16 protein-coding genes are annotated in these 15,874 nt (G+C 60.9%); 9 read left to right on the forward strand and 7 right to left on the reverse strand.

Features of this window, described 5'->3' with window-relative positions; translation table 11 throughout:
* Positions 1-57 precede the first annotated feature (57 nt).
* Both HU759_RS16300 and HU759_RS16305 read right to left on the reverse strand, forming a co-directional pair.
* Positions 58-819: a nucleotidyltransferase domain-containing protein gene (locus tag HU759_RS16300; RefSeq protein WP_170037662.1), complete on the reverse strand. Its 762-nt coding sequence runs from the start codon at positions 817-819 to the stop codon at positions 58-60.
* Positions 816-1,295, reverse strand: coding sequence for an ATP-binding protein (locus HU759_RS16305; protein ID WP_170037665.1), 480 nt, complete (start codon positions 1,293-1,295; stop codon positions 816-818). Before HU759_RS16305 ends, HU759_RS16300 begins: the two co-directional genes overlap by 4 nt.
* Positions 1,296-1,418: 123 nt before the next feature.
* Between HU759_RS16305 and HU759_RS16310 the strand changes: the two genes are divergently transcribed.
* From HU759_RS16310 to HU759_RS16320, 3 genes are all read left to right on the forward strand, one after another.
* On the forward strand, positions 1,419-1,931 hold the full coding sequence (locus tag HU759_RS16310) for a GNAT family N-acetyltransferase (RefSeq protein ID WP_017138949.1): 513 nt from the start codon (positions 1,419-1,421) through the stop codon (positions 1,929-1,931).
* Positions 1,932-2,057: 126 nt separating this feature from the next.
* Positions 2,058-2,483, forward strand: coding sequence for a DUF2231 domain-containing protein (locus tag HU759_RS16315; protein WP_170037668.1), 426 nt, complete (start codon positions 2,058-2,060; stop codon positions 2,481-2,483).
* Positions 2,480-3,772 carry a sorbosone dehydrogenase family protein gene (locus HU759_RS16320; protein WP_170037671.1) on the forward strand — a complete coding sequence of 431 codons (1,293 nt, stop codon included), beginning with the start codon at positions 2,480-2,482 and terminating at the stop codon, positions 3,770-3,772. Before HU759_RS16315 ends, HU759_RS16320 begins: the two co-directional genes overlap by 4 nt.
* Positions 3,773-3,909: 137 nt before the next feature.
* On the opposite strand, the gene HU759_RS16325 is transcribed toward HU759_RS16320, so the two are convergent.
* Together HU759_RS16325 and HU759_RS16330 are read right to left on the reverse strand one after the other, a co-directional pair.
* A complete protein-coding gene (locus HU759_RS16325) occupies positions 3,910-5,313 on the reverse strand; it encodes an MFS transporter (protein WP_099549644.1) in 1,404 nt (467 codons plus the stop codon).
* Between the two features lie 143 nt (positions 5,314-5,456).
* Positions 5,457-5,987 carry a GNAT family N-acetyltransferase gene (locus tag HU759_RS16330; protein ID WP_017138952.1) on the reverse strand — a complete coding sequence of 177 codons (531 nt, stop codon included), beginning with the start codon at positions 5,985-5,987 and terminating at the stop codon, positions 5,457-5,459.
* Positions 5,988-6,140: 153 nt separating this feature from the next.
* Here HU759_RS16330 and proP point away from each other — a divergent pair, with 153 nt between their 5' ends.
* The gene (proP, locus tag HU759_RS16335) at positions 6,141-7,643 is read left to right on the forward strand and encodes a glycine betaine/L-proline transporter ProP (RefSeq protein ID WP_186616836.1); all 1,503 of its coding nucleotides are present in this window, start codon (positions 6,141-6,143) and stop codon (positions 7,641-7,643) included.
* Between the two features lie 52 nt (positions 7,644-7,695).
* On the forward strand, positions 7,696-8,202 hold the full coding sequence (locus tag HU759_RS16340) for a GAF domain-containing protein (protein ID WP_177033224.1): 507 nt from the start codon (positions 7,696-7,698) through the stop codon (positions 8,200-8,202).
* Here HU759_RS16340 and HU759_RS16345 read toward each other — a convergent pair.
* On the reverse strand, positions 8,177-9,094 hold the full coding sequence (locus HU759_RS16345) for an AraC family transcriptional regulator (protein WP_186616835.1): 918 nt from the start codon (positions 9,092-9,094) through the stop codon (positions 8,177-8,179). The genes HU759_RS16340 and HU759_RS16345 overlap by 26 nt on opposite strands.
* A 166-nt stretch (positions 9,095-9,260) precedes the next feature.
* Between HU759_RS16345 and HU759_RS16350 the strand changes: the two genes are divergently transcribed.
* Positions 9,261-10,283, forward strand: a complete 1,023-nt coding sequence (locus HU759_RS16350) for an alpha/beta hydrolase (RefSeq protein WP_169986258.1) — start codon at positions 9,261-9,263, stop codon at positions 10,281-10,283.
* On the forward strand, positions 10,283-11,470 hold the full coding sequence (locus tag HU759_RS16355) for an MFS transporter (protein ID WP_186616834.1): 1,188 nt from the start codon (positions 10,283-10,285) through the stop codon (positions 11,468-11,470). The genes HU759_RS16350 and HU759_RS16355 overlap by 1 nt, the downstream gene beginning before the upstream one ends.
* On the opposite strand, the gene HU759_RS16360 is transcribed toward HU759_RS16355, so the two are convergent.
* Positions 11,463-12,284 (reverse strand): helix-turn-helix transcriptional regulator, encoded by an 822-nt coding sequence (locus tag HU759_RS16360; RefSeq protein WP_186616833.1) that lies wholly within the window; start codon positions 12,282-12,284, stop codon positions 11,463-11,465. The genes HU759_RS16355 and HU759_RS16360 overlap by 8 nt on opposite strands.
* Positions 12,285-12,381: 97 nt before the next feature.
* Here HU759_RS16360 and HU759_RS16365 point away from each other — a divergent pair, with 97 nt between their 5' ends.
* Both HU759_RS16365 and HU759_RS16370 read left to right on the forward strand, forming a co-directional pair.
* The gene (locus HU759_RS16365; RefSeq protein ID WP_017138958.1) at positions 12,382-13,593 is read left to right on the forward strand and encodes an MFS transporter; all 1,212 of its coding nucleotides are present in this window, start codon (positions 12,382-12,384) and stop codon (positions 13,591-13,593) included.
* A 110-nt stretch (positions 13,594-13,703) separates the two neighbouring features.
* The gene (locus HU759_RS16370; protein ID WP_186616832.1) at positions 13,704-14,864 is read left to right on the forward strand and encodes a GGDEF domain-containing protein; all 1,161 of its coding nucleotides are present in this window, start codon (positions 13,704-13,706) and stop codon (positions 14,862-14,864) included.
* Here the strand turns inward: HU759_RS16370 and iolG are convergent.
* The gene (gene iolG / locus HU759_RS16375; protein WP_099549640.1) at positions 14,861-15,865 is read right to left on the reverse strand and encodes an inositol 2-dehydrogenase; all 1,005 of its coding nucleotides are present in this window, start codon (positions 15,863-15,865) and stop codon (positions 14,861-14,863) included. The two genes, HU759_RS16370 and iolG, sit on opposite strands and share 4 nt — an antisense overlap.
* Positions 15,866-15,874 lie beyond the last annotated feature (9 nt).

Genomic DNA, 15,874 nt, shown 5'->3' on the forward strand with positions numbered 1-15,874 from the left:
GTGCGCAGCGTAGGTAAAGTGAGCCTGAGTGCCAAATTACCTATCTATACCTGCTGTCTATACCTGCTGTGAAACCATCCAGTCGATAAAGGTTTGCAGTCGCACGCTGAAGGGCTCGCCCACGGCACTCGGGTTTCGCGCCTCGAACAGGAAATACGCGATCTGGATGCGCATCGCGGGGTGATGCTGTACGAACAAGGCAACGTGCTCTTCGAGGGTGTACGGCCAGGGCGCGTCGGGGCCGCGCAATATGTTGGTCGCTCGAATCAGCTTGCGAGCCGCTTCGCGTTGCAGCCGCAGGCGCTCGGTTGGGGTATTGGCCTGATGGATGAGGTTGAGATAGCCGCTCAACACGGATTCAAAATCACCATTCAACGCCAGGGCGATTTCGCGCGAAGGCTGGAAGCGTTCAAAGCGCAGCGAAAGATCCTCGCCCCACACACAACGGCAATGATGCTTGAGCCAGAAACCCCATTTATTTGCATTTTCGGGCGCCAGTACTTCGGCGCGGTGGCCGATATCGAAGTCAATCTTGGTGACCACCGGGTGGCGTTGCTCCAGCGCCTGGCGCAGCGTTTCCAAGTGTGCCAATACCTGTGCATCCGGCGGTTCGAGCAGAATCAGGCTAAGGTCCAGGTCCGACTCACCTGGGCGGGCTTCGCCCCTGGCGACACTGCCATACACATAAATGCCGTCCAGCCCGGACTGGGAGAGGCTGGCGATAACATCCGCCAGCAGCGGCTCAAACTCAGGCTGGAAGGCGGCATTGCCCAGCGTCAGCACACAGCCCTGGGCATCCACACCGGTCACCGTACTCATGGGTGATGCACCTCGATCACCAGGCCTTCCGCCTCACTCGGCACACAGAAATGGCGGGTGATCAGGTCAAACTCGGCGTCGGTGGCGGCGAAATCATGCTCGCCCTGGGCATTGCGCGCCTGTAAACGGCTGCGGCAGGTGGCGTCATCCAGCTCCAGATAGTGCAGGCAGTGCGGCGCTCGCGCAGCCTGGGCCAAGCTCAGCAGCCACTCGCGATTAGCCAGCGTATTGGCCGGGAAGTCCAACACAACGCTGATGCCCGATCGCAGCACGTTGATCACCAACGGCCCGAGCACACCTCGAATACGCTGGGCGCAGCTCACGTAATCGGCAATCGAGAGGACTTCACCGGGGTAAAGGGTGGCGAGCCAATGGTCTTCGCTCAACAGGATGGCGGCGTGTTCAGCGGCCAAAGTGTTGGCCAGGGTGGATTTGCCGGAGGCGATCTTGCCGCACAGCAGGTGCAGGGTTGGCATGGACACGGTTCCTTTTGTCAGGCCCTGAAGCATGCCAGTTTTCAGGGCTCTGCATAATGAGAACCTATTCTGTAACAGTGAATGGGCACCCTGGTTTCGACAAATTAACGACAAGGGATGGTTATGATTCGTGATGCATTGCCCAAGGACGCCAAGCACATCGCCCAGGTGCATGTGAGCAGTTGGCAACAGGCTTATGTAGACCTGATGCCAGCAGATTTTCTGGCCTCGCTGAGCACAACACTGCCGCAGAAAGAGGCTAACTGGGCGCGCTTGATTGAAAGCCAAGACGCTGGCGTATTAGTCGCCGAAGTGGATGGCAACGTTATCGGCTGGCTGTCGCTGGGCCTTTGCCGGGATACGGACACGCCCGAGGTCGCATCGGGAGAGGTCATGGCTATCTACGTGTTGGCGGACTACTGGGGTCACGGCATCGGCGCGCAATTGTGGCAGGCGGGTTTCCAACGTTTGGTTGAACAGGGTTATAAACGCATTTCCTTATGGGTTTTAGCCGCCAACCAAAGAGCCGTACGTTTCTATACACGCTTTGGCGGCACTGAAGACCCAGGTAGCCGTCGCACGCTGGTGCGCGGTGGCGTGACGCTGGAAGAGGTGCGCTATGTGTGGACCCGTTAAAGCCCTCTCAAACCCTGAAATAATATTTCGACACGAATTGCGCTGAACTATCCGCCAGGCTCTACGCTCCTTCCCTATGCGCTGCCCCGCCCCGGGGCGTTGGATAAAACAAGGAGCCGCGACCCTATGACCACCCTTCCCGCCTACCCACTCGTCAGGCCTGGCCCGCTGCACTCGACCCTGTTGGCCGGCACCGTGCCGCTGTTTCTCGGTGCGTTGCTCAGTGACATCGCCTACGGCCAGACCTATCAGATCCAATGGGCCAACTTCGCGTCCTGGCTGATCGCCGGTGCCTTGGTGTTTTGTGGCTTTGCATTGTTGTTCGCGCTGGTCAACCTGGTGCGCGCCGAGCATAAAGGCGGACGCCCCGCCGCGTACTTCCTGCTGTTACTGATCACCTGGGGACTCGGGCTGGTCAACGCCTTCCAACATGCCAAGGACGCCTACGCCATGATGCCTGTTGGCCTGGTACTGTCGGTGATCGTGACGGTTCTGGCGATTTTTGCCACATGGGTCGGCCTGACCAACCTGCGCTCGGGAGCTGCCAAATGAACCCACTCAATACGCTGACCTTACTGAGCGCAGCGCTGTTGCTGAGCGCGTGTGGCGACGCCGGCGACAAAACCCAGGCACGCGGTCCCGATCCCAAACTGCCCGAGCAACAAAGCAGCCTGCTGCCGAGCATGAAGATTGCCGAGCCGACACCCTGGGGCGAGCAAAAACCCACGGTGCCGCAAGGCTACAGCGTCACGGCCATCGCCACCGACCTGGCCATTCCTCGGCAAACCCTGGTGCTGCCCAATGGCGATATCCTCGTCGCCGAAGGCCGTGGCGGCAGTGCGGCCAAGCTCAAGCCCAAGGATGTAATCGCCAGCGTGATCAAGGCTCAGGGCAACACCAAGGTCAAGGGTGGCAACCGCATCACGTTGCTGCGCGATGCCGACGGTGACGGCAACTACGAGCTCAAGACCGTGTTTGCCGACAACCTCAACGCGCCCTATGGCCTGGCTTTCGCCGACGGCAAGCTGTACGTGGCCAACCAGGATGCCCTGGTGCGCTTCGACTATACCGACGGCCAGACCCAAGCCAGCGGCGCGCCGACCAAAATCACCGACCTGCCGGCGCAGATCAACCATCACTGGACCAAATCCCTGGCCATCAGCGAAGACGGGCGCCAGCTCTATGTGGGCATTGGCTCCAACAGCAACATCACCGAGCGCGGCATGGAAGTGGAGATCGACCGCGCCATGGTCTGGCAGATCGACGCAGCCAGCGGCGCGCACAAGCCCTACGCCACCGGCCTGCGCAACCCGACCGCACTGACCATTCAGCCGGGCTCGGGGCAATTGTGGACGGTGGTCAACGAACGCGATGAACTCGGCCCCGACCTGGTGCCGGACTACCTCACCTCAGTGCGCGAAGGCGCCTTCTACGGCTGGCCCTACAGCTACTGGGGCCAGAACGTCGACCCCCGCGCGCAACCGCAGAACCCACTGAAAGTGGCGGCCGCGATCAAGCCGGATTACAGCCTGGGCTCGCACGTTGCGGCACTGGGCGTGGATTTTTCGATACCGGCCATGGGTGAACAATTCGCCGACGGCGTGTTTGTCGGCGAACACGGCAGCTGGAACCGCGACAACCCGGTGGGCTACAAGGTGATCTTCGTACCGTTCAGCAACGGCAAGCCGGCTGGCGAACCGATTGATTTCGCCACCGGTTTCCGTGGCGACGACGGCAAGACCCGTGGCCGCCCGGTGGGCGTGACGGTCGACCCCAAAGGTGCGCTGATCATTGCTGACGACTTGGCCAACACCGTTTGGCGGGTGACACGCAATCGGTAACCGCCGTTGAACCTTGTCACTGTGGCGAGGGAGCTTGCTCCCGCTGGGCTGCGAAGCGGCCCCTGCTCTTTGCTTCAAGAGCATGGGACTGCTACGCAGTCCAACGGGAGCAAGCGCCCTCGCCACAGGGGACGGGTTTACAGGTCAGTGATTTCCTTATGCCGCGGCACCAGCGCCTTCATCACGCTCCACGCGACCAGGTACGCCAAGGCACAAATCGCAAACATGATCATATAGCCGGTGTGAATGTCGTTGATGGACTTGTAGTAGTCGAACACCCAGCCACCGATCTTGGTCATCACCACACCGCCCAGGCCGCCCGCCATACCGCCGATGCCGACCACCGACGCCACGGTTTTTTGCGGGAACATATCCGACACGGTGGTGAAGATATTGCACGACCACGCCTGGTGCGCCGAGGCGCCCACGCCGATCAACAACACCGGCACCCAGAAGCTCAGGTAACCGAACGGTTGCGCCAACAGCACCACCAGAGGGAACAGCGCGATCACCAGCATGGCTTTCATGCGGCCGTCATACGGGGCATCACCGCGCGCCATAAAGTAGCTGGGGAACCAGCCGCCGCCGATACTGCCGACCATGGTCATGCTGTACAGCACGGCCAACGGCATCACGATATCCGCGCCTTTCATGTTGTATTGCGCCGACAGGTACGTGGGCAGCCAGAACAGGAAAAACCACCACACGCCGTCGGTCATGAACTTGCCGAAGGCGAACGCCCAGGTCTGGCGGTAGGTCAGCAGCTTGAACCACGAGACTTTTTTCGGCGTCGCCCCCACAGGCTCAGGCGCGAAAGGCTGTACGGTCTGGTCACTGCGAATGTAGGCGAGTTCTTCGGCGGACAAGCGCTTTTGCTGCTCCGGTTTCTCATAGAGCATCGACCACACCGCCACCCACACAAACCCGAGCATGCCGATCACGATAAACGCGGCTTCCCAGCCCCACATGCCGGCAATCAGCGGCACACAGATCGGCGCGAGGATTGCACCCACGTTGGCGCCGGAGTTGAAGATGCCGGTGGCCAGGGAGCGTTCTTTTTTCGGGAAATATTCCGCAGTAGCCTTGATCGCGATGGGGAAGTTGCCCGCCTCGCCAATCGCCAGCACGGCGCGGGAGAGCATAAAGCCAGCAATCGATACCGGAATCACCGCCAGGCCGATGGCGGCGCTGAGCGAGGCAATCCCCGCGCCCATCGGCACCGAGAACGCATGCATGATCGCGCCGGTGGACCAGATGGCAATCGCCACCACATAGGCCGCCTTGGTGCCGATCTTGTCGACAAACCGCCCGGCAAACAGCATGGCAATCGCATAAACGAACTGGAACACCGCAGCGATGTTGGCGTAATCGGTGTTGCTCCAGCCAAATTGCGTCGACAGTTGCGGCGCCAAGAGGCTGAGCACCTGGCGGTCGAGGTAATTGACGGTGGTGGCAAAGAACAACATCGCGCAGATGGTCCAGCGATAGTTGCCGACTGCCTGGCCGACGCGGTGGGCGTTGATGGGCTCATTCAAATTCATGGCATCACTTTTTATTTTTGTTAGATAGGACATATGTAACGTCATATGTCGTCGTACAACTGCGACTTTTATAGCCGGGCGCCTTGGCGGTGTCAATCTGAAAGATTGCCGTTTCTTCAGGTATTACTTGGGCGTATAAACAATCAGTTCAAAGCGGTTGTAGGATGACAAACGCGAAACACCCGGCTAGGCGCCTTGCCCGGTACATCGTCGAGCAGGCCGTAGGGCTGCATGCCTAGCTTTTCCAACACACGGATCGAAGCCGCATGATCGGGTCGCACCAGACCGAAAACCTCCGGCAGATTCAGTGTTTGGAAGGCCAGCGCCAGCGCATCCCGACCCAGCTCGGTGGCGTAGCCCTGCCCCCACGCCTCCACGGCGAAGCGATAACCCAGGTTGATGCGCCGCTCGGTCAGGTAATTAAGCGGCGCTATGCCGCCAAAGCCAATGAGGTGCCCAGGCTGCTCCTTACGGGCGATCGCCCACCAGCCATAACCCTGGGCGGCCCACTGTTCGAGCCAATGGTTGAGCACACGCTGGGCGTGCTCCAGGCTGGCCATCGGCCCTGCGGGGTTGAACATATTTGTCTGCGGGTCACCGAAGATCGCGAACAATCGCTGCACATCGTTGGCTTCGGGCTTGCGGTAGATCAGGCGTGAGAGGGTGTCAGGCATGCGCATAATTCCTTGTTGATGCCATGAAGTTCAACGCATCAGCAAAAAAACGCAAATAGAGGTGAATTATTTCATGTCGGCTTGTATCTGAACTGACAGAGCGGTGCCATCGCAACGATGGCACCTCCCCTGTTCAGTTTTAGAGTGACCCGCATGAAATTACGTAAGAAAAGCGTCAAACCCATCGGTTTGAAAGACATCACCATCGTCGACGATACCAAGGTGCGCAAGGCGATCACCGCCGCCGCACTGGGTAACGCCATGGAGTGGTTCGACTTTGGTGTCTACGGGTTCGTCGCCTATGTGCTCGGCAAGGTGTTCTTCCCCGACGCCTCGCCCAGCGTACAAATGATCGCTGCCTTGGGTACCTTCTCCGTGCCCTTCCTGATTCGCCCGCTGGGCGGCCTGTTCTTCGGTGCCCTGGGTGACAAATACGGGCGGCAGAAAGTATTGGCCGCCACCATCGTGATCATGTCCCTGAGCACCTTCGCCATCGGCCTGATCCCCGGCTACGCCTCGATAGGCATCTGGGCGCCGATCCTGCTGCTGTTGTGCAAAATGGCCCAGGGCTTCTCGGTGGGCGGTGAATACACCGGCGCCTCGATCTTTGTCGCCGAATATGCACCGGACCGTAAACGCGGGTTCCTTGGCAGCTGGCTGGACTTCGGCTCCATCGCCGGTTTTGTGCTCGGTGCCGGCGTCGTGGTACTGATCTCGACGATCCTCGGTGAAGCTGACTTCGAGGCCTGGGGCTGGCGCCTGCCGTTCTTCCTCGCCCTGCCCCTGGGCATCATCGGCCTGTACCTGCGTCACGCGCTGGAAGAAACCCCGGCCTTCCAGCAGCACATGGACAAGCTCGAACAAGGCGACCGCCAGGGCCTGACCCACGGCCCCAAAGTCTCGTTCAAGGAAGTCGCGATCCAGCATTGGCGCAGCCTGCTGACCTGCATCGGTATCGTCGCGGCCACCAACGTGACGTACTACATGCTGCTCACGTATATGCCCAGCTACCTGTCGCACAACCTGCATTACAAAGAAAACAGCGGCGTACTGATCATCATCGCGATCATGGTCGGCATGCTGTTCGTGCAGCCATTTATCGGCTTTGTCAGTGACAAGATCGGCCGAAAACCCTTCATCATCGCCGGCAGCGTGGGCCTGCTGTTCCTGTCCATTCCGGCGTTCATGCTGATCACCAGCGGCAAGATCGGCCTGATCTTCGCCGGCCTGCTGATCCTGGCGGTGGTCCTCAACTTCTTTATCGGCGTGATGGCCTCGACCCTGCCGGCGATGTTCCCCACGCACCTGCGCTACAGCGCGCTGGCCAGTGCGTTCAACGTCTCGGTATTGATCGCCGGTGTCACCCCCACCGCCGTGGCGTGGCTGGTGGAAAGCACCAACGACCTGTTCATGCCCGCCTACTACCTGATGGTGTTTGCCGTGGTCGGCTTGATCACGGGCCTGACCATGAAGGAAACCGCCAACAAGCCACTGCGCGGCGCCGCGCCTGCGGCCTCGGACATGGCAGAAGCCAAGGAAATACTGCAAGAGCACCACGACAATATCGAGCAGAAGATCGAAGACATCGACACTCAGATTGCCGAACTGGAAGCCAAGCGCCAGAACCTGGTGCAGCAGCACCCACGCATCAACTGACTACTGACCTGGTGTGGCGGCCCCTGCCGCCATGCCTTTGGAGTGCCTGAACATGGTTCCAAGCGTCACCGCAGCACACTCGCTACTCAGCGCCGACGAACGCGCTGCCATCGCCGAAATAGAAGCCACCACCAGCATCCTGCAACTGGTTACCCGCTTGACCGGCATGCGCTTTGCCGGCATCGCCAAATTTACTGACCTTGAGTGGGTCGTCTGTTCGGTGCACGACACGGCCGACATGGGCATTCATGTCGACGACGTGCTCGACCTCGAAACCACACTGTGCAGTGAGTTCTGCATTAACCCGCAGACCCTGTTCATCCCGCAGATCAGCCACAACGGCCGCTTCGCCGCGCGCCCGGTGGTCAAGCAGTTCGCCATCGAAAGCTACGCCGGTGCGCCGATCTTCCTGCCTGATGGGCGCCTGTTCGGCGCATTGTGCGCGCTGGATTCGCGGGCGATGCTGTTTGAAGACCCCAACCTGCCGGAAACCCTGAGCCTGTTTGCGCGGCTGATCGGCTGTATTTTCTTCGCTAACTTGAACGCGGTTGATCAGTGAGCTTGCCGCGCAAGGCGGCCATATCGCGCTTGGGTGGCACACCGAACAGCCGGCTGTACTCGCGACTGAACTGTGACGGGCTTTCATAACCCACCTTGAACGCCGCACTGGACACGTCTTGATGTTCGTTGAGCATCAAGCGCCGCGCTTCATTCAAGCGCAGCCATTTCTGATACTGCAAAGGGCTCATCGCGGTCAGGTGACGAAAGTGATGATGAAAGGTGGCAGCGCTCATCTGCACCCGCGCCGCCAACTCCTCCACCCGCAACGGTGCGGTGTAGTTGAGCTTCAGCCAATCGATCGCCTTGGCGATCCGATAGCCCTGCCCGTCAACGGCGCAGATCCTGCGCAGGCGCCCGGCCTGGTCAGTCTTTAACAGCCGGTAATGGATTTCACGCTGAATCAACGGCGCGAGTACCGGGATCGCCTCGGGTTCGTCCAGCAAAGCGACCAAGCGTGCGAACGCTGCCAGCATGCCTTCGGTGACCGTGCCGATTCCCACCCCTTTCATCACTGCCCGCTCCCGAGTGGGCGGCAACTCACTCTGGGCGATCAGCTCGGCGAGGATGCGCAGGTCCAGTTTGTAGGTCAGGCCCAGGCAGGGCCGGGCCGGGCTGGCAACCAGCACTTCGGAGTTGGCCGGGATATCCAAAGACGTCAGCAGAAACCGCGTCGGGTCATAGGGGTAGCCTTCACCGCCGACCCACAGTTGTTTTTCACCCTGGGCGACCAGCACGACGCACGGCTCGACCATGCACACCACCGGCGCTGCCGGCTGCTCACGCCGATAAAAGCCCAGGCCCGGGACTGGCATGGGGTAATCGCCGGGCGCCGTGACCTGCGCGTTGATCGCCTGGATCAAGGCGTCCAGGGGCAATGGATTAATCGTCATAAAAGGCTCTTTTAACGCGTGACCGAACTGTACCGCGCACACCAAGCAAGTGTCACCGACAACCCACAAGACTCAGAGGATCAGGCAAGTAATCCACTGGAACGCACTACAGAACGCCGGTCCATGCCGGGAAAATGCGCGGACCAACCTTATCCGGGATCACGCCATGAAAAGCCTTTTGCTCGCCCTGAGCGTGCTGCTGACGTCTTTTTCTTCATTGGGAGCCGATATGTCCAACGGTGCTGACAACTTCTACAAAAGCGACAAAGTGACGGTGCAAAAGGTCACCTTCAACAATCAGTACGGCATGGCGGTGGCGGGCCATTTGTTCATGCCGAAAAACCTCGCCCCCGGCGCAAAAAACCCAGCCCTTGTGGTTGGGCACCCGATGGGCGCCGTCAAAGAGCAGAGCGCAGACCTCTACGCCACCAAAATGGCCGAACAAGGCTTCGTCACCTTGTCTCTGGACTTGTCATTCTGGGGCGATAGCGCAGGCTCACCACGCAATGCGGTGCTGCCCGACCTCTACGTCGAGGACTTCAGCGCTGCCGTGGATTTCCTCGGTACCCGCCCGCAAGTTGATCGCGAGCGCATCGGTGTGATCGGTATTTGCGGCAGTGGCAGCTTCGCCATTGCCGCCGCGAAGATTGACCCACGCTTTAAGGCAATCGCTACCGTGAGCATGTACGACATGGGTGCGGCCAACCGCAATGGCCTCAAACATAGCGTGACGCTGGCGCAACGTCAGCAACTGCTGCGCCAGGCCGCCAACCAGCGCTATGTGGAATTCCAGGGCGGCGAGACCGTCTACACCGGCGGCACGCCAGCCACCCTCACCGGCGATGCGGTGGGTGATGAGTTTTACGATTTCTACCGTACGGCGCGCGGCGAATTCACACCCGTCGGCGGCTCACCGCAAACCACCACGCGGCCGACCCTGACCAGTAATGTGAAGTTCCTGAACTTCTACCCCTTCAACGATATCGAGACGCTATCCCCTCGCCCGCTGTTATTGATCGCCGGCGCCGACGCGCACTCACGTGAATTCAGTGAAGACGCCTACCAACGCGCGGCCGAGCCCAAGGAACTGCTGATTATCCCGGGCGCAGGCCATGTCGATCTTTACGACCGGGTCGATCTGATCCCTTTCGACAGACTCGCCACTTTCTTCAAAGGCCACTTGAAATAATGTCCGATAAATCACAGATGCATAGCTGGGCCGCGGTGTTTGCGATGTCGTTGGCGGCGTTCGCACTGGTGGCCTCTGAGTTCATGCCGGTAAGCCTGCTGACGCCGTTGGCCGCCGACCTGCAGATTTCCGAAGGCCAGGCCGGCCAAGGCATCTCGGTGTCCGGTCTGTTCGCCTTGCTCACCAGCCTGGTCATCGCTGCCGTCGCTGCGCGGGTTGAGCGCAAGCGTCTGCTGTTGGCGTTGACCGTCCTGATGATCCTGTCTGGAACCGTGGTGGCGCTGGCGCCGAACTACCTGACGTTCATGCTCGGTCGCGCGCTGATCGGCGTGGCCATCGGCGGTTTCTGGTCGCTGTCGGCGGCGACCGCCATGCGCCTGGTGCCCACGGCCCAAGTACCGCGCGCGTTGGCGATCGTGAATGGCGGCAACGCACTGGCGACGGTGATCGCGGCGCCCTTGGGCAGTTTTCTCGGCGCACTGATCGGTTGGCGTGGCGCATTTTTCTGCGTCGTGCCGGTGGCGGTAGCGGCTGGCCTATGGCTGCTGTTCAGCTTGCCCGCGATCAAGGTGCAAGGCCAGGCCAAGACTGGCAACGTGCTGCGCTTGTTCAAACAGACGCCTGTGGCCCTGGGCATGCTCGCCATCAGCGGCTTTTTCATGGGCCAGTTCATGCTGTTCACTTACCTGCGTCCGTTTCTGGAAAGCGCCACGCGGGTCAGTACCTCCACACTCTCGTTGCTGCTGTTGGTGCTCGGCCTGGCCGGGCTGGCGGGCACTGTGCTGATAGAGCGCGTGCTGAAAAACCGCCTGTATCCTGTGCTGATTGCCATTCCATTGATCATGGCGGTGATCGCCGTGGCTCTGGTGGCCTTCGGCGGCTCGCCGGTCACCACAGCCGTGTTACTCGGTTGCTGGGGTTTCGTGGCAACCGCCGCGCCGGTGGGTTGGTGGACCTGGTTGGCGCACGTGTTGCCGGACGATGCCGAGGCCGGCGGTGGATTAATGGTTGCAATCATTCAATTGGCGATTACTGCCGGTGCCACTGTCGGTGGCGTGGCGTTCGACCACAGCGGTTATCAGGCCACCTTTGAACTGAGCGCAGCCACGCTGGGGGTTGCCGCGCTGCTGGCAGGCCTGGCCGCGCGGCACTCAGCGCCGGGGTTGATGGCCAGCCGCCCTACCTGAAAAACTGACTCGGCGTCTTGCCAAACTGTTTCTTGAACATGCTGGTAAAGGCGCTCGGGCTCTCGTAGCCCAGTTCGATGGCAACATCGATAATCTTCTGCCCCACCGCAATCCGCTCCAGCGCCAGCAGCAAGCGCGCCTGCTGGCGCCATTGGCCAAAGGTCAACCCGGTTTCCTTGCGAAACAGACGCTGGATGGTCTTCTGGTCCAGCTCAAGGCGCCCACTCCAATCCTCCACCGTCGACGCATCCCCGGGATCCTGCTGCAGCGCCAGGCAAATCCGGTTGATACGCGGGTCGCCGGGCTGCGGCAACGACAGCGGCAAGGCCGGCAGAATCGCCAGCTCATCGAGGATCAGGTGCATGATCCGCGCATCGCGTGAGTCCTCGGCATACGGCGGTTTCAAACTCACCGACGCCTTGATCAGCTCACTGAGCAACGGTGAAACGCTCACCGCCTTGGTCTCGGTCGGCAGGTTCGGGAACGCATCGGGGCGCACAAACACACTGCGCATTTTCAACGGGCCGACACAGCGCAGCGAGTGGACTTGCCCGCAAGGCATCCAGAAGCCACGATTGGACGGCACCGTCCATTGGTTGTGCGCCGAGTGCACCACCATCACGCCCTCGATGGCGTAGAGTAACTGGTGCTTTTCGTGGCTATGCTCGGGGATCACCCAGTTTTCGGGGTAATCGGTAGCGGAACTGATGACAGCCCAGTCGCCTGCGTCGATTTCCTGCAAAAATTCATTCAGTGGTCTGATCATTTCGCCCTTTTTGCGACAGTTGCCTCCCGAATTTCGTGAGACAGGCATTGGCACCGAATTTAGCATAACCGCCGAAACAATTAGAAATGGGTGCCGGGCTCAAGTACTCGCCACCTCAGTTTGCTGCCCTGTATGGAATGCCTGCATGACGACCGTTACCGCGTCACCCGCCGCTGCAACCACTACACCCCAAGTGAGCCCCTTGGTTATGCGCGTCCTCGGCGCCTGCGCCTTGGCCCACCTGATCAATGACCTGATCCAGGCCGTGCTGCCCTCGATCTACCCGATGCTCAAGGCCAACTACGGGCTGAGTTTCACCCAAGTGGGCCTGATCACCCTGACCTTCCAATTGACCGCCTCGCTGCTGCAACCCTGGATCGGCTACCACACCGACCGCCACCCCAAGCCCTGGCTGTTGCCGGCCGGCATGGTGTGCACCTTGATCGGCATTCTGATGCTGGCGTTTGTCGGCACCTTCCCGGCGATTTTGCTGGCGGCGGCCCTGGTGGGCGTCGGCTCGTCGACCTTTCACCCGGAAACCTCGCGCGTCGCACGCCTGGCCTCCGGTGGGCGTTATGGCCTGGCGCAATCGACCTTCCAGGTCGGCGGCAACACCGGCAGCGCCTTCGGCCCATTGCTGGCGGCGGCGATCATCATTCCTTACGGCCAGAGCCATATCGCCTGGTTCGGGCTGTTCGCCGTGTTTGCGATTCTGGTGCTGTACGGCCTGAGCCGCTGGTACCGCAACCACCTCAACCTGTTCAAGCTCAAGCAAGGCGGCAAGGCCACTCATGGCCTGTCCAAAGGCCGCGTGACCTTTGCCCTGGTGGTGCTGGCGCTGCTGGTGTTCTCCAAATACTTCTACATGACCAGCCTGACCAGCTACTTCACGTTCTACCTGATCGAGAAGTTCCAGCTGTCGGTGGCCAGTTCGCAGATGTACCTGTTCCTGTTCCTTGGCGCGGTGGCGGTGGGCACCTTCGCCGGTGGCCCGATTGGCGACAAGATCGGGCGCAAGAAAGTCATCTGGTTCTCGATCCTCGGCGCGGCGCCCTTCACCCTGGCCCTGCCCTACGTCGACCTGTTCTGGACCGCCGTACTCAGCGTGGTCATCGGCTTTATCATCGCCTCGGCCTTCTCGGCCATCGTGGTCTTCGCCCAGGAACTGGTGCCGGGCAATGTGGGCATGATCGCCGGTATCTTCTTCGGCCTGATGTTCGGCTTCAGCGGCATTGGTGCTGCGCTGCTGGGCTTGCTCGCTGACAACCACGGCATTGAGTACGTGTATAAGATCTGCTCGTTCCTGCCGCTGGCGGGCATCCTCACGATATTGCTGCCTTCGACCAAAGGCGTCTGACCCGCCGATTATCGGCTGGCCGTGTGCTATTAGCCGGAATGCTCTGAAAAACCTGCGTGTGCGCTTACAATCCCGATTTTCAAGCGCACACCCAGGCAGCCCGGCACGACATGACGCTCGACCCTCCTACGATTCTGATTCTGACCATCGCGCTGGCCGCCGCTGCCGCGTTGTATCTGGCCATTGAATGGCGCAGCGTACGCGAGGCTTCCCTGCTGTTCTGGGCCGCAGGTTTTGCGACCATCAGCGTCGGCTCCACCCTGGCGTTGCTGCGCGGCAGTGGCCTGTTAATGATCGGCATCTGGTTCGCCAACGGCTTGCTGGTGACTGCGCACTTTCTGTTCCTGCTCGGCGTGGCGCGTTTTACCCAGGCGCGCCTTTCACCGCTATGGCTGTTGATGCTGCTGGTGTGGCTGGGAATGCTGATGCTTCCAGCCGAGCTCCCATGGTCCAAAGCCATGCTGGCGGTGCAGTCGCTGCTGGTGGCAGCGCCGACTCTGCGCGCCAGCTTTTTGCTGCGCCCGCACGGCAAATCACTCAGCATCGGCGCGGTGCAGTTGCGCTATGTGCTGCTGATCCATGGCGCGTTTTATGTAGCCAAAGCGTTGTCAGTGATGATCCCCGGCACACTGATTGACCTGGCTGCCTTCAAGGGCGAAATCATCCAGGTGTCCCTGGTGGAAGGTGCGATGGCGATCATGTTGATCGCGCTGTCGATGACCGGCTCCGAACGCTACCGCCGCGAGCAGCACATCGCGCGGCTGGCGGCCCGCGACCCACTCACTGCGCTCTTCAACCGCCGCGCCCTTGACCTGCAAGCGCCCCGCCTGTTGGCGCGAGTTTCGCCGGCCCAGCCAGGCGCCGTGCTGTTGATCGATATCGACAACTTCAAAGGGGTCAACGACCTCTACGGCCATACCGCCGGCGACCGTTTGCTCATCGCCCTCAGCGAGATGATCCGCGGCGTCGTCCCCCAGGATGCATTGGCTGCGCGCCTGGGCGGGGACGAGTTTTTGATTCTACTGAACAACACCTCGACCCAGCAGATTGTCGAGCTGGGCAGCCGCTTGCGTGAACAGTTCCAGCAAGTCGCCGCTGAAACCTTTACCACGCCGGCGCCGGTGACCTTGAGCATCGGCGCCAACCTGTTCGACCAACCACCGGCAAGCCTGGCCGCGCTGATCGAACAAGGCGACACCACGCTCTACGAAACCAAGCGTGGCGGGCGCGACAGCATTCGTCTGGTGGACCAGACCGGCACGTTCGGCTAAAGGTCGTAATGCACCGCTACGCTGCGCCCGGTCTTCACCGACTCCAATGCACTATCGGCCAGGTGCAAGGCATACAGGCCATCACGCACGCTGGTCGGTAGCTCTCGGCCAGCGTTCAGCGCGTCAATAAACTGTGTTAGCTCATTGCGATAAGCATCCGCGTAACGCTCGAGGAAAAAGTGCTGCAACGGCTCCAGCGCTTCGGTGTGGTCGGCACTCCAATGGCGCAACGTGCTGGGGCGGTGGTTGTCGGTGAGCAGCACGCCCGTGGCGCCGGACACTTCCACGCGCTGGTCATAGCCGTACACCGCCTGGCGACAGCAGTTGATGTGGCATTGCTTGCCGGAGGCCGTGCGCAGCAGCACCATCACACTGTCGTAGTCGTCGATGTCGGCCAGGCTCGGGTCCACCAAGCGGCTGGCGAAGGCACTGACTTGCACCGGCTCCTCGCCGAGCAGGTGGCGGGCGGTGTCGAAGTCATGGATGGTCATGTCGCGCAGGATGCCACCGGAGTGTTCCAGGTAGTCACGCGGCGCCAGGCCGGGGTCGCGACTGGTGATGATCACCTGGCGCACCGCGCCGATCTGGCCGGCGTCCAGCGCCTGGCGCAGACGCAGCATGTCGGGGTCAAAACGTCGGTTGAAACCGAGCATCACCTTGCCGCCCAGGCGTTCGACGGCCTGGGCGGCGCTGCGAGCCTTGGCGATATCCAGGTCGATGGGCTTTTCGCACAGTACCGCCTTGCCTGCGGCCACCGCTGCCAGCAGCAAGTCGATATGGGTGTCGGTGGGCGTGCCGATCACCACGGCATCAATGTCTTGGCGGGCAAGCACGGCGGCGCAGTCATAGGCCGCTTCGCAGCCCAATTGTGTGCTGAGCGCATCGACACCTTCGCGCCAGGGGTCGGCCACCAGCACCAGCGTGGCGTTGGGGTGAGCGGCGACGTTGGCGGCGTGGATCCTGGCGATGCGCCCGGCACCTAAAACGGCAATACGTAGCATGGTCGAACT

This window comes from Pseudomonas sp. OE 28.3, assembly GCF_014268205.2.
Taxonomy (GTDB): domain Bacteria; phylum Pseudomonadota; class Gammaproteobacteria; order Pseudomonadales; family Pseudomonadaceae; genus Aquipseudomonas; species Aquipseudomonas edaphica.

Bases quoted from the DNA above. Each gene is read 5' to 3' on its own strand.
- HU759_RS16300 (WP_170037662.1), bottom strand. From the start codon at position 819: ATGAGTACGGTGACCGGTGTGGATGCCCAGGGCTGTGTGCTGACGCTG.
- HU759_RS16305 (WP_170037665.1), bottom strand. From the start codon at position 1,295: ATGCCAACCCTGCACCTGCTGTGCGGCAAGATCGCCTCCGGCAAATCC.
- HU759_RS16310 (WP_017138949.1), top strand. From the start codon at position 1,419: ATGATTCGTGATGCATTGCCCAAGGACGCCAAGCACATCGCCCAGGTG.
- HU759_RS16315 (WP_170037668.1), top strand. From the start codon at position 2,058: ATGACCACCCTTCCCGCCTACCCACTCGTCAGGCCTGGCCCGCTGCAC.
- HU759_RS16320 (WP_170037671.1), top strand. From the start codon at position 2,480: ATGAACCCACTCAATACGCTGACCTTACTGAGCGCAGCGCTGTTGCTG.
- HU759_RS16325 (WP_099549644.1), bottom strand. From the start codon at position 5,313: ATGAATTTGAATGAGCCCATCAACGCCCACCGCGTCGGCCAGGCAGTC.
- HU759_RS16330 (WP_017138952.1), bottom strand. From the start codon at position 5,987: ATGCCTGACACCCTCTCACGCCTGATCTACCGCAAGCCCGAAGCCAAC.
- proP (WP_186616836.1), top strand. From the start codon at position 6,141: ATGAAATTACGTAAGAAAAGCGTCAAACCCATCGGTTTGAAAGACATC.
- HU759_RS16340 (WP_177033224.1), top strand. From the start codon at position 7,696: ATGGTTCCAAGCGTCACCGCAGCACACTCGCTACTCAGCGCCGACGAA.
- HU759_RS16345 (WP_186616835.1), bottom strand. From the start codon at position 9,094: ATGACGATTAATCCATTGCCCCTGGACGCCTTGATCCAGGCGATCAAC.
- HU759_RS16350 (WP_169986258.1), top strand. From the start codon at position 9,261: ATGAAAAGCCTTTTGCTCGCCCTGAGCGTGCTGCTGACGTCTTTTTCT.
- HU759_RS16355 (WP_186616834.1), top strand. From the start codon at position 10,283: ATGTCCGATAAATCACAGATGCATAGCTGGGCCGCGGTGTTTGCGATG.
- HU759_RS16360 (WP_186616833.1), bottom strand. From the start codon at position 12,284: ATGCCTGTCTCACGAAATTCGGGAGGCAACTGTCGCAAAAAGGGCGAA.
- HU759_RS16365 (WP_017138958.1), top strand. From the start codon at position 12,382: ATGACGACCGTTACCGCGTCACCCGCCGCTGCAACCACTACACCCCAA.
- HU759_RS16370 (WP_186616832.1), top strand. From the start codon at position 13,704: ATGACGCTCGACCCTCCTACGATTCTGATTCTGACCATCGCGCTGGCC.
- iolG (WP_099549640.1), bottom strand. From the start codon at position 15,865: ATGCTACGTATTGCCGTTTTAGGTGCCGGGCGCATCGCCAGGATCCAC.